This window comes from Streptomyces hypolithicus (genome assembly GCF_052934925.1).
Map to the genome: position 1 here is coordinate 997,001 of NZ_CM128811.1, position 12,305 is coordinate 1,009,305.

The following is a 12,305-nucleotide window of genomic DNA, read 5'->3' on the forward strand; positions in this document are numbered from 1 at the left end:
CAGCCCCTGGCAGGCTGCCCGCGCCCGGAGCCCCCGTGGTCAGGAGCTCCGGGCGCGGGCCCCGGGTCAGGCCGTGGCGCGGGACGCGTGGGGTGACGTATCGGCCAGCACACCCGCCAGGAACCCGGCGATCTCGCTCACCGTCGGGTAGTTCCACAGCAGGGTGGCGGGCAGCGCCACTCCCAGGTCGCGCTCCAGGGCCACCCGTACCGCCGACGCCAGCAGCGAGTCCACGCCGGCTTCCGTCAGCGGCCGGTGGACGCCGACCGCGGTGGGCTGCACACCGAGCACGGTGGCGACCCGTCGGCGTACGTCGTCCAGCAGGAAGGCAGCCAGTTCGTCGCCCGTCAGACCCACCCAGTCGGGCACCTCCGTGGGCTGCGAGGCGTCGCCTGCGGCCAGCTCCGCCAGCAGCGAGGGCCGCGGGCCGGTGTGGCCGCACAGCAGACCGATGACGGCGACCAGGGCGCCTGGGGCGCCGGCCGCTGTCTGGTCGAAGGCCCGCAGCGCCAGGTCGGGGGCGATGTCAGCGGTGCCTCGGGCGGCCAGTTCGACGTCGGTGGCCTCGGCCGCCGTCGCCATGCCCATCCCGCGCCAGCTGGTCCAGGCGATACTGACCGATTCCTTGGCGCCACCGCTCCGCCGGTGCGCTGCCAGGGCGTCCAGGTAGGCGTTGGCCGCCGCGTACGCGCCCTGGCCCGGCAGGCCGAGGAGCGGGCCCGCCGACGAGAAGAGGACGAAGAAGTCCGTCGATCCCGGCGGGAAGAGCTCGTGCAGCACCAGTGCGCCCTCGGTCTTGGGCCGCATGACCTCGCGCAGCGAACCAGCGTCCAGCCGGTGGAGCAGGGCGCTGTGCACCGTACCGGCGGCGTGTACGACGCCGCGTACGGGCGGCAGTCCCAGCGCGTCCAGCGCCGCCCGGGTCGCCGCCAGGTCGGTGATGTCGACGGCGACGGTGCTCACCGTGACACCTGCGGCCTCCAGTCTGCGCAGCGCGCCGATCCGTCGGTCGTCCTCGGACCGCGCGGCCCACTCGGCGCGCGGGGGCACGGCGGTCCGGCCGAGCAGCACGATCCGGCGGGCGCCGCGCTGGGCCAGGTGCTCGGCCAGTTCGAGGCCCAGCACACCGAGACCGCCGGTGATCAGGTACGTACCGTCCGCGCGGCAGCTGAAGGGTTCACCGTCCGGCGCCGGAGCGGCGGGCACGAGCCGGGGGACGTGGACCGCGCCGTCGGCGACGGACAACACCGGCTCGCCCGGGCGAAGGTGCAGCAGGTTCAGCAGCAGGGCGGCGGTCGTGCCCTGGAGCGGGCCGGTCGGCAGGTCCACGACCGCACCCCAGAACTCGGGGTGCTCGCTCGCCGCCACCCGGCCCATGCCCCACAGCGGGGAGCCACTGAGGTCGGTGACGGAGGCCGCGTCGCGTACGCCGCTCGTGAGGCACCAGAGCCGGGGCTTTCGGCCGGGCAGAGCCGCGATCTCGACGAGGACCCGGGTGAACTCGGCCGCGGCGTCCGCCGGGTCACCGGCGGTGGGCGCGAAGAGGACGTGGTCGACATCGGCGATCTCGGTGGCATCGACGCTCACCGTGGCGCCGTGGGCCGCGCACGCCGGGACGAGCGAGCGGGCGAGGTCGGCCGGTCCGAGCACCAGGACGGTGCGGTCGGGCCGTTCGGTGTGCGCCGCGGTGTCCACCGGGAACTGGCGCCACTCCAGCTCGAAGCGGCCGCTGGTGCTGGCCTCCTGCCCGGAGAGGTCCCGGTCGAGTTCGCCGTAGTGCAGACCGCGCAGGGTGAGGGCGGACTCGGCGCCGCCCGCGTTGCCGGCGGCGCCCCGGATGTCGACGTGCACGGTCGTGGGGCGGTCCGGATCGAGCCGTACCGTGATGGCCGCCGTGCGCGGCGGGGGCCCGCAGCGGGTCACCTGGTCGATGTGGGCGGGCATCCGAAGGACGCCGGGGCCGGGGAAGACGACCGACGCCATCGACAGCGCGGCGTCCAGGACGGCCGCCCAGCTGCGGTCGAGCCCGGAGCTCGCCACGGCCGTCAGGGTGCCGTCGCCGCGGCGCAGTTCCTCGATCCGCCACGGGTAGCCCATGTCGGCGACGCCGAGTTCGGCGAGCCGCTCGATCACATGGCCGGGCTCCAGCACCTCCCTGGCAGGTGCGTCGCCCACCGGCTCGACGGGCTCTCCCCCGCCGACGGTGGCCAGGGTGTGCGTGGCCCAGGCCGCGTCGGGTGCGCCCTGCTTGCGCGAGGCCAGCCGCAGGCCGGCCTCGTCACGGACGATCTGCACCTCCCGGGTCTCCTGCTGGGCCACCACGACGGGCTGGCGCAGGCGCATGTCGGTGAGCACGTCGGTGCGTCCCGCGGTGAGGAAGGTGTTCACCAGTACGGCGGCCGGGACGATCTCCGTTCCGAGGACGGGGTGCCTGCGCGGGTAGGGGCGGGTGCGCAGATCGAGAGTGGTCTGCCAGACCCGCAGTCGCGAGCCGTGCACCGCGGTCTCGGTGCCCAGCAGTGTGTCGACGGGTGACTCGGTGAGTCCGCGGGCGTCGACCCAGTGCCTGTCGTGCTGCCAGGCCGTCGTCGGCAGATCGGTGCGCCGTCCCGCCGGCTGCAGGACCGACCAGTCGACGGGTACGTTCGCGCAGTGCAGGCGGGCCAGCGAGGCGAGCAGCGTGGCGCGTTCCGGCTTGTTGCGGCGCAGGGTGGGGGTGACCAGCGCGCCCGGCACGTTCGCGGTGGTCTCCGTGATGGAGTGGCTGACCACCGGGTGCGCGGAGACCTCCAGGAAGAGCCGGTGCCCGTCCTCGACGGCGGCCTTGACCGCGTCGACGAACCGCACGGGGTTGCGGAGGTTGGCCGCCCAGTAGCTCGCGTCCTGCTTGCGGGTGGACCTCGGGTCGTCGAGCGCGGTGAGGTAGAGCGGCACCCGCGCCGTCCCCGGCTCGATGTCGGCGACGGCGACGGCGAGGTCGGCGCTGATCTCGTTCATGTGGGCGCTGTGGAAGGCCACGTCGGAGTCCACCCGCCGTACGGTCCAGCCGAGGCCTTCCCACTGCTCGGCGGCCTCGTCGACGGCGGTGATGTCTCCGGCGACCACGGTCGAGGAAGGGGCTGCGGCGATGGCCGCGCAGAGCGCGTCGGTACTGCCGATGAGCGCCCGCACCTCGTCGAAGGGGCGGTCGACCATGATCATGGCGCCGTTGCCGGCCACCTTGCGCAGCAGCGCGGAGCGGCGGCACACCAGCCGGGCGCCGTCGGACTCCGACAGCACGCCTGCCACCACGGCCGCGGCGATCTCACCGACGGAGTGCCCGATGATCGCGCCCGGTGCGACGCCGTACCGCCGCCAGACCTCGGCGAGTCCGATCTGCATGGCGAACAGCATGGACTGGATGATGTCCACGGAGCCGAGCTCGCCGCTGGTGAGCACCTCGCGCGGGGTGAGGCCCAGCTCCTCCGCGTAGATGGGGCCGAGCCGGTCGATGGTCGCGGCGAACACCGGTTCCTCGTCCAGCAGTTGCTGTCCCATGCCCGACCACTGGGCTCCGTGTCCGGCGAACACCCAGACCGGCGGGCGCGGCGGGCCCGACGCCTCCCCCGTGGTCACGGTGGGGTGGGGCTCGCCAGTGGCCAACGCGGTGAGTCCGGCGATGAGTTCGTCCTGGTCGCCGGCGGCGACGACCGCCCGCCCGGCGAGGTGGCCCCGGTGGTGGGCGAGGGTGTGCCCGATGTCGCGCAGGTCGTGCGCACCGACGGCCCCGCTGAGCCGGGCGGCCTGCGCCGCGAGCCCGGCCTCGTTGGCGGACGACACGGGGTACAGGGTGACGCCGGCGCCCGGCGGCTGCTCGTACGTCTCATCCGTGTCCGCCGCGTCCTCGGCGGGGGCCTGTTCCAGGACGGCGTGCGCGATCGTGCCGCCGTAGCCGTAACTGGCCACGCCCGCCAGGCGCGGACGGCCCGTCTCGGGCCACGGTGTCGCCTCGGCGACCAGGCTCAGACCCGACTGTGCCCACGGGATGTCCTTGCGCGGTCCCGCGACGGACAGGGTCGGCGGGATGACGCCGTGCTGCATGGCGAGCGCGGTCTTGATCAGGCCCGCGACGCCGGCGGCAGCCTCACAGTGGCCGATGTTGGTCTTCACGGAGCCGATCAGGCAGGGGCCATGCCCCTCGGCGCGGTCGCCCACGACCTGGGCGAGCGCGGCGGCCTCGATGGGGTCGCCGACCTTCGTACCGGTGCCGTGCGCCTCGACGTAGTCGACCTCACCCGGCGCGACACCGGCCGCCTCGTACGCCTTGCGCAACAGATGCGCCTGCGCGGTCGGGCTGGGCGCCATGATGCCGTCGGTGCGGCCGTCCTGGTGCACGGCGGTGCCGCGGACGAGCGCGATGACGCGGTCACCGTCGCGCCGGGCGTCGGCGAGTCGCTTGAGTACGACGATGCCGCAGCCCTCGCCGCGGCCGTAGCCGTCGGCGGCCTCGTCGAACGCCTTGGAGCGGCCGTCGGGCGAGATGGCGCCCGCGATGTCGAGGACGGTGGTCAGTCCGGGGCCGGCCATCAGCATGACGCCGCCGGCGAGCGCGACGGGCACCTCGCCGCGCTGGAGGCTGGCGCACGCCTGGTGCAGGGCGACCAGCGAAGAGGAGCAGGCGGTGTCCACGGCGACACTCGGCCCCCGCAGGTCGAGGGTGTACGAGATCCGGTTGGGCACCCCGCACAGGGAGGAGCCGATGCCGGTCCATGCCTCGACGCCCGGCAGGTCCTCCAGCAGCCGGCGGCCGTAGTCGTCGGTACCGATGCCCACGAAGACGCCGGTGTCGCTGCCTGCGAGGCTCGACGCGGGGATTCCCGCGTGCTCCAGGGCCTCCCAGGCCACCTCCAGCGCCATGCGCTGCTGCGGGTCGAGCTGCCGGGCCTCGGTGGCGGATATGCCGAAGAAGGCGGCGTCGAAGCCGCTGATGTCGTCCAGGAAGGCGCCGTTGGAGATCACTCTCGACAGCACGGCGGCGTTCTCGCGGGACTGGGCGCGCTGCGGCGCCCACCGGTCCTCGGGTATCGGGCCGGACGCGTCGCCCGCGTCCATCAGCAACTCCCACAACGCCTGCGGGGAGTCGGCGCCGCCGGGAAAGCGGCAGCCGATGCCGACGATGGCGATCCGGTCCTCGGGGCTCGACGGCAGGGGGGGCATCTCACTCACCATGGGTCACCGCTTACGGGTCGTTCGTCGCCCGCTGTGGGCGACGGAGGGTTGGGAAGTGCTGTCCGGGGCGGGGCGGATCATGGAGCGGGGCTCATGCGTACATGACCGCCTTGTCCCAGTCCTCGCCCTCGCCGAACAGATAGCGGGCCTTGAGGATGTCGCGCTGGGCCGTGAGTGCTTCGGAGGGCACCAGGGTGCCGAGCGGAAGACCGGTGATGCGGTGCGGTACGCCGAGTTCGCGGTCGATCAGCGCGGTCAGCTCCTTGACCGCCCGCTCGCGGCTCGCGTCGGGCGCCTCGAACTCCAACCGCAGTACGTCCGGGTGGGCCATGGCCCGCCAGAACATCACGTCGTACTCGAAGGGCAGGCTGAACACCAGCTCTTCCAGCCGCTGCTGGGTGACCGTGGCGGAGCCGACGGCGTGGCCCGTGCCGGCGCGGCCCAGGACCCGCACGGTGGGCAGCAGCCAGCCGCAGGTGCAGCTGTCGGTGGACACCTCCACGTCGTCGGCGAGGTTGTAGCGCAGCAGCGGCATGGCCTCGCGGTAGAGCGGGGTCACCACCAGCTGGCCGCGCCCGGAGTCCGAGAGCGTGCCGGTCGCCGGGTCCAGCACCTCGAAGATCGCGCGGTCCGCCCAAAGGTGCAGGGAACCGTCCGGGCACTGGCCCGCGATGGTGCCGGTCTCGGTGGAGCCGTACTCCTCCACGACCGGGATGCCGCCCCAGATCTCGCTGAGCCGCCGGCGGCGCACCTCGGTCAGCGGTTCGGCGGCGGTGAACATCGCCCGCAACGCGGGGAAGTCCTTGTCCGGGCGCAGCCCGGCGGCCTTGGCGGTCGCCGCGAGCATCATGATCTCGGTGGGGTTGCACCAGGTCAGTGAGACGTCCAGGGCGCGCATCACCCGCACCATGCGCGGCAGCGGCGTGGCGAGGGAACGGGCGTCGCCCGGCACGATGGTGGCGCCGCGCAGCCGGCCGGCGGCCTGGGCGAGGTGTGCGGTGATCACAAGGCCGTAGGGGGTGCGGACGAGGAAGGTGTCCGAGGGCTGGATGCCGACCCACTTGCGTGCGTACCGTTCGGCGAGGTCGGTCCAGTCGTCGTCCGTGTAGTACGAGGCGGTGGGGTCGCCGGCGGTGCCGCTCGACTCGTGGTAGGTGGCCAGTTGCTCGCGTTCCACCGCGAGCATCCCGAACGGGTACTGGTTACGCAGGTCCTGCTTGGTGGTCAGTTCGACGGCTGTGAAGTCGTCCGCGCCGACCGGCGCGCTGCGGCCCCGGTAGCGGGCGGCGTAGAAGGGCGAGCGCATCGCCTGGGCGAGCACCCTCGGCAGCTGCGCCCTCTGCAGCGACGCGAGTTCGGCGGGACTTGACCAGTCGCCCGGTTCCGGACGCGACCACGACATCGGATCTCCCTCGTCTGTGCCACGGGCCGCGGGCTGCGGCACGCGGCGGCTACGCGCCCAGCACAGCACCGCGCCGCGCGGACGGGCCCGAGTAGTCGGTACTCAATTCAGTTGGCGCCGGTGACCGGCCGGGCGGGCATCGTCGCTGTACAGCGCGGTGCGCGATAGACGCCGTCTAAGACAAGGGGGTTGAGTACCGCCTACTCATGAGGGCCTGGATCACAGCTGCTGTGCTTGCCGCCAACGCAACCAGCCCCATCCATCCCCCATGAAGGAGTCGGCGCGATGAGGACCGAGAACCTGTATCTCGCCGGGATCGGCAGTCATCTGCCGCCCCTGTACCCGGCCGGGCGCGCGGTCGAGGACGGTCTGTACGACGAGGCGAGCCGGCAGGCGTCGGGCATGGTCTCCGTCGCCGTCAGCGAGTCGACGCCCGCCCCCGACATGGCGATCGACGCGGCCCGCGCCGCGCTGTCCGGTTCCGGCCACGGCCCGGACGACATCGGCATCCTGCTGCACAGCTACACCCACCACCAGGGCCCCGACGGCTGGTCGGCGGTGCACTACATCCTGAACAACACCGTCGGCCGGCCGGTGCCGGCGGTCGAGATCAAGCAAGGCTGCCTCGGCATGCTCGCCGCGGTGGAGGTGGCCGCGAACCGGCTGACCGCGAACCCGACGCACGACGCGGCGCTGATCACAACCGGGGACAACTACTCGACGCCGGGGGTGGAGCGCTGGCGGGCCTCGGGGCTCTTCGTGCTCGCGGACGCGGGCTCGGCCGTGGTGCTGTCGCGGCGCGGCGGCTTCGCCGAGATGCTCGCGGTCGGCTCCCTGTCGGACTCCTCGATGGAGATCCTGCACCGCGCGGGCGAGGACCTCTTCCCGCCGGGTGTCACGCGCGGCCGGGGCCTGAACTTCGCGGAGCGCGCCGAGAAGGTGCGTGAGCAGTGGGCCGCAGGCCAGGCCCCGCCGATCAAGAACTTCGGCGACCGGGTCGCGGAGATCACCGAGCGCACGCTCAAGGAGGCCGGCCTCACCTTCGACCAGATCACCCGGGTCTGCCACGTGGGCTTCGGCCGGCCGGCGCTGGAGGCGATGTTCCTGCTGCCGCTGGACGTCCCCGAGGACAAGGACGTCTGGGAGTACGTCAGCACCATCGGGCACACCGGGGCCGCCGATCTCTTCCTCGGCCTGGAGCACATCTGGCGCACCGGCCAGGTCGGGCCTGGCGACCACGTGCTGCTGATCGGCGCGAGCACCGGCATGGAGGCGGGCGCCGCGGTCGTCCGTATCACTGAGGCCGCACCCGAAGCCGAAGGCGCAGCCGACGCCGCAGCCGCCCCCGAATCCGAGTAGGAGAGCCACCGTGCTTGCCGGATGCACTCCCTGGCCGTCCGATGTCGCCGCGCGCTACCGCGAGCAGGGCATATGGAGCGGCGAAACGCTCGGCGCGATGCTGCGCGGCGCCGCGAAGCAGTACGGCGCCGCCACCGCGCTGGTGCACGGGGGCCGCCGTATCAGCTACACCGAACTCGACCGCTGGTCGGACCGCCTGGCCGCCGGTTTCCTCCAGCACGGGGTGCGCGCCGACGACAGGATCGTGGTGCAGCTGCCCAACGTGCCGGAATTCGTGGCGATCTCGTTCGCTCTCATGCGGATCGGCGCGAAGCTCGTCTTCTCGCTGCCGGCCCACCGCGCGACCGAGATCAGCCACCTCGTCGAGCTCAGCGGCGCCACCGGCTACGTCATGCCGGACACCCACCGCGGGTTCGACCACCGTGAGATGGCACGGCAGGTGCGGGCCGGGAACGACACGCTGCGCACCCTGTTCGTACTCGGCGCGCAGAGCGACGGGTTCGTCCCGGTGTCCGAACTGGAGCTCGCCGGTGCGGACGCCGGGCCGCTGCCGGAGCAGGACCCGGCCGACGTGGCCTTCTTCCTGCTCTCGGGCGGGACCACGGCCCTCCCGAAGCTGATCCCTCGCACCCACGACGACTACGTCCACCAGTCGAAGCGAGCGGCTGAGGTGTGCGAGCTGACGGCCGGCGACACCTATCTCGCGGTGCTGCCGATCGAGTTCAACTTCGCGTACGGATGCCCAGGTGTCATAGGCACCCTGCTGACCGGCGGCACCGTAGTGCTCGCCGACACCCCCAACCCGCTGGACTGCTTCCCGCTGATCGAGCGGCACGGGGTCACCGTCACCTCGATGGTGCCCTCGATCATGCAGCTGTGGCTGGAGGCCGCCGAGTGGAGCGAGGACGACCTGAGCAGCCTGCGGCTGGTGCAGGTCGGCGGGGCGCGCATGGTGCGCGAGTTCACCGAGCGCATCGGGCCCACCCTCGGCTGTTCGCTCCAGCAGGTGTTCGGCATGGCCGAGGGCCTGCTCACCTTCAGCAGGGCGGACGATCCGGCCGAGTCGGTGCTGACGACCCAGGGCAAGCCGATCTCCGATGCCGACGAACTGCGCATCGTGGACGAGCGGGGCGAGGATCTGCCCGTCGGCGGCATCGGGGAGCTGATCACCCGGGGCCCGTACACCCTGCGCGGCTACTACGGGGTGCCCGAGTACAACAAGCGCGCGTTCACCGAGGACGGCTTCTACCGCACCGGTGACCTCGCCCGGCTCACCGAGGACGGTGACCTGGTGATCGAGGGCCGCATCAAAGAAATGATCATCCGGGGCGGCGACAAGATCTCCGCGGGCGAGGTCGAGGACCACATCCTCGCGCTCGGCACGGTCGCCGCCACAGCCGTGATCGGCGTACCCGACGAGTTTCTCGGCGAGCGCATCTGCGCCTACATCGTCACAGACGGACCGCAGTTGTCACTCACCGACCTCAAGCAGGCCATCCACGCGCGGGGGGTCGCTGACTACAAGCTGCCCGACGCCGTGCGGTACGTGTCCGAACTCCCCCTGACCCCCCTCGGCAAAGTCGACAAGAAGGCGCTGGCCGCAACGGCGGCGTCCGAGCAGGAAGGCTGATGTGAACATCTCCCCGACCCCGATCCCGCCCTCGATCCCGACTCCGATCCCGACCCCGATCCCGACGGAGCAGGACCTGCGCGCGACGGTCGCGCCACTGCTGGGCGTCGAGCCCGACGCGATCGAGCCGGACGCCAATCTGGTGGTGCTCGGACTGAGTTCGCTGGAGATCATGCGGCTGGTCAGCCGCTGGCGCAAAAACAGGATCCCGGTCGACTTCGACGCGCTGGTCGCCGCGCCGACGCTGAACGGCTGGCTCGCGCACCTGTCCACGAAGGCGGCCGAGAGCTCCGCAGCCGCCCCGACCGGGCCCGGGGTGGCCTGATGAGCGCCGAACTGATCACCGGGGGCACCGTCTACACGGCGGACGCCAAGGAGAGCGTGCACGCCGGCGGCGCCGTCCTGATCGTGGACGGCGCGATCGCCGCGGTCGGCTCCGCGGCCGCCGTCGAGCAGGCCGCCGCCGCCCTCGAACCGGCCCAACAGGCCGTGCTCACCAGGCGCGACGCCCGCGGCATGATGGTGCTGCCCGGCTTCGTCAACGCCCACTGGCACGAGATGTTCGCGATGCGCTTCCCGATGCGCGGTGCGCTGCGGCCGGTCTCCGACCGGGACGACCAGGTCGCCTTCATGGGCGGCGGCGGCGACATGCACCAGATATCCGCCACCTTCGACCGGTTCGACGGCCTCATCGAGGCGATGACGCCGGACGAGGCGCAGGCCATCGCCGAGTACTCGATGTGGACCCAGCTGCGCGGCGGTGTCACCACCCTGGGCGACATGGGCTCACTCAACCGTCCGCACGCGATGGTCGCCGCGGCGCAGCACCTCGGCATCCGCTTCTCGGCGAGCACCTGGGCGAGCGACGCCGTCTGCCCGGCGGACCAGGGCCGCTTCGTGCGCACCCGGGACGCCGACGGGGTCCTCGAACACGTCGAGTCGCTGCTGCGGCTGACCGCCGAGGACACGTCGGGCCGCATCCGGTGCCGGCCCAGCATCGCGTACGTCACCAACATGACCGACGAGCTGGCGCGCGGCATGGCCGACCTGGTCGCCCGCCACGACCTGGGCTTCGCGACCCACGTCGGCGCTCTGCGCAACGAGGTCGAGATGATGCGCACGTACTACGGCACGACCGGTGTGCGTCGGCTCGCCGAGTTCGGTCTGGTCGACGAACGGCTGATGGCGGGGCACTGCGCCTTCCTGGACGAGCACGAGCAGAAGCTGCTGCTCGCCGGCCGCGCCCACATCAGCCACTCCCCCGGCAAGTACGGCCCCTCCGGCGAGTCCTCGCTCACCGAGACCGGTGTCGTACCGGCACTGCGCCGGCAGGGCCTGGACGTCTCGCTGTCGACGGACGGCTCGTCGATGCCGAGCGCCGGTATCGCGGAGACGATGCGCGCGGCCTGGCAGATGTACAACGAGATGAGCGCCGACCAGACGGAGGTGCTGCCCAGCGACGCGCTGGCGATGGGCACCCGGATCGCGGCCAAGGGCCTCCGCTGGGACGACGAGGTGGGCAGCCTGGAAGCGGGCAAGCAGGCCGACCTGGTGCTCGTACGGGCCGACGACTGGCGCTATCTGCTCAACCCGCGGCCGCTGGAGAGCTTCCTGTGGCTGTCCGGTTCGGCCGATGTGGACACCGTGATCGTGGGCGGCCGCACGTTGCTGTCCGGCGGCCGGGGTGTCGGGATCGACGAGGCCGGTCTGCAGGAGCGTTATCTCAGCGCGCTCGGCACGTTCACCACGCGCGCCCTGCGGGTGCCCGACGAGGTGGTCGGGCGTGTGCTCGGCCAGTGGGCCCGATGACCGGCCCGCTGTCCGGCCCGCTGTCCGGGGTCGCCGTGGTCACCGGGGCGGCCGGGGGCATCGGCGCCGAGGTCGCACGCGCCTTGGTGAGCGCCGAGGCGCCGGTCGCGCTGATCGACCGTGACGTGCCGGCGCTGTGGAAACTGGCGGCCGAACTCGAAGGGGGCGGCGGCCGGATCCTCGCGGTGGCCACCGACGTGACCGACAGTACGGACGTGGACACCGCCGTCGCCAAGGTGGAGGCGGGGCTCGGGCCGATCGAGTACCTCGTCAACGCCGCCGGTGTGCTGCGCAGCGGCCCGGCCGCCGACCTCAGCGACGAGGAGTGGGACACGACGTTCGCGGTCAACGCGGGCGGGGTGTTCCACACCAGCCGTGCGGTGGCGCGGGTGATGGTGCCCCGGCGCCGGGGGGCGATCGTCACGGTCGCCTCCAACGCGGCGGCGACACCCCGGATGTCGATGTCCGCCTACGCGGCCTCCAAGGCGGCGTCGGCGATGTTCACCAAGTGCCTCGGCCTCGAACTGGCCGAGCACGGCATCCGGTGCAACGTCGTCGCGCCCGGTTCGACCCGGACGCCGATGCTGACCGCCCTGCAGGGCGACGCCGCCGAGCGCGCCTCGGTCGACGGGGTGCCCGCCGCCTACCGGGTCGGTATCCCGCTGGGCCGGATCGCGGAACCCGCCCACATCGCCGACGCGGTGCTGTTCCTGCTCTCGGAGCGGGCGGCCCACATCACCATGCACGACCTGACCGTGGACGGCGGCGCCGCGCTCGGCGCCTGACGGACGTGCCTGACCGGCGTGCCTGACCGCTATGCCAGACCGACGTGCCTGACCGACGTGCCTGACCGACGTGCCTGACCAACCTCGTGAGAACCGACCCCGTGAGAACAGG

The 12,305-nt window shown here is 72.5% G+C and carries 7 protein-coding genes; 5 read left to right on the plus strand and 2 right to left on the minus strand.

Annotation, left to right across the window (positions count from 1 at the left end):
- Window positions 1-66: 66 nt before the first annotated feature.
- Together ACU6WZ_RS04700 and ACU6WZ_RS04705 are read right to left on the minus strand one after the other, a co-directional pair.
- The gene (locus ACU6WZ_RS04700; RefSeq protein WP_447031842.1) at window positions 67-5,196 is read right to left on the minus strand and encodes a type I polyketide synthase; all 5,130 of its coding nucleotides are present in this window, start codon (window positions 5,194-5,196) and stop codon (window positions 67-69) included.
- 103 nt (window positions 5,197-5,299) lie between these two features.
- Complete coding sequence (locus tag ACU6WZ_RS04705; RefSeq protein ID WP_447031843.1) at window positions 5,300-6,610, minus strand: phenylacetate--CoA ligase family protein; 1,311 nt, start codon at window positions 6,608-6,610, stop codon at window positions 5,300-5,302.
- Window positions 6,611-6,895: 285 nt separating this feature from the next.
- Here ACU6WZ_RS04705 and ACU6WZ_RS04710 point away from each other — a divergent pair, with 285 nt between their 5' ends.
- Genes ACU6WZ_RS04710 through ACU6WZ_RS04730 form a run of 5 tightly spaced genes read left to right on the plus strand, consistent with a single transcriptional unit; the run spans window position 6,896 to window position 12,193 of the window.
- The gene (locus ACU6WZ_RS04710; protein ID WP_447031844.1) at window positions 6,896-7,969 is read left to right on the plus strand and encodes a ketoacyl-ACP synthase III family protein; all 1,074 of its coding nucleotides are present in this window, start codon (window positions 6,896-6,898) and stop codon (window positions 7,967-7,969) included.
- 10 nt (window positions 7,970-7,979) lie between these two features.
- On the plus strand, window positions 7,980-9,599 hold the full coding sequence (locus tag ACU6WZ_RS04715) for a (2,3-dihydroxybenzoyl)adenylate synthase (RefSeq protein ID WP_447031845.1): 1,620 nt from the start codon (window positions 7,980-7,982) through the stop codon (window positions 9,597-9,599).
- Window position 9,600: 1 nt separating this feature from the next.
- Window positions 9,601-9,924 carry a phosphopantetheine-binding protein gene (locus tag ACU6WZ_RS04720; RefSeq protein ID WP_447031846.1) on the plus strand — a complete coding sequence of 108 codons (324 nt, stop codon included), beginning with the start codon at window positions 9,601-9,603 and terminating at the stop codon, window positions 9,922-9,924.
- On the plus strand, window positions 9,924-11,408 hold the full coding sequence (locus tag ACU6WZ_RS04725; protein WP_447031848.1) for an amidohydrolase family protein: 1,485 nt from the start codon (window positions 9,924-9,926) through the stop codon (window positions 11,406-11,408). Before ACU6WZ_RS04720 ends, ACU6WZ_RS04725 begins: the two co-directional genes overlap by 1 nt.
- The gene (locus ACU6WZ_RS04730) at window positions 11,405-12,193 is read left to right on the plus strand and encodes a 2,3-dihydro-2,3-dihydroxybenzoate dehydrogenase (RefSeq protein WP_447031849.1); all 789 of its coding nucleotides are present in this window, start codon (window positions 11,405-11,407) and stop codon (window positions 12,191-12,193) included. The genes ACU6WZ_RS04725 and ACU6WZ_RS04730 overlap by 4 nt, the downstream gene beginning before the upstream one ends.
- Window positions 12,194-12,305 lie beyond the last annotated feature (112 nt).

Coding starts and splice junctions, on each gene's coding strand:
- ACU6WZ_RS04725 (WP_447031848.1), top strand. CDS start 9,924: ATGAGCGCCGAACTGATCACCGGGGGCACCGTCTACACGGCGGACGCC.
- ACU6WZ_RS04700 (WP_447031842.1), bottom strand. CDS start 5,196: ATGCCCCCCCTGCCGTCGAGCCCCGAGGACCGGATCGCCATCGTCGGC.
- ACU6WZ_RS04705 (WP_447031843.1), bottom strand. CDS start 6,610: ATGTCGTGGTCGCGTCCGGAACCGGGCGACTGGTCAAGTCCCGCCGAA.
- ACU6WZ_RS04730 (WP_447031849.1), top strand. CDS start 11,405: ATGACCGGCCCGCTGTCCGGCCCGCTGTCCGGGGTCGCCGTGGTCACC.
- ACU6WZ_RS04710 (WP_447031844.1), top strand. CDS start 6,896: ATGAGGACCGAGAACCTGTATCTCGCCGGGATCGGCAGTCATCTGCCG.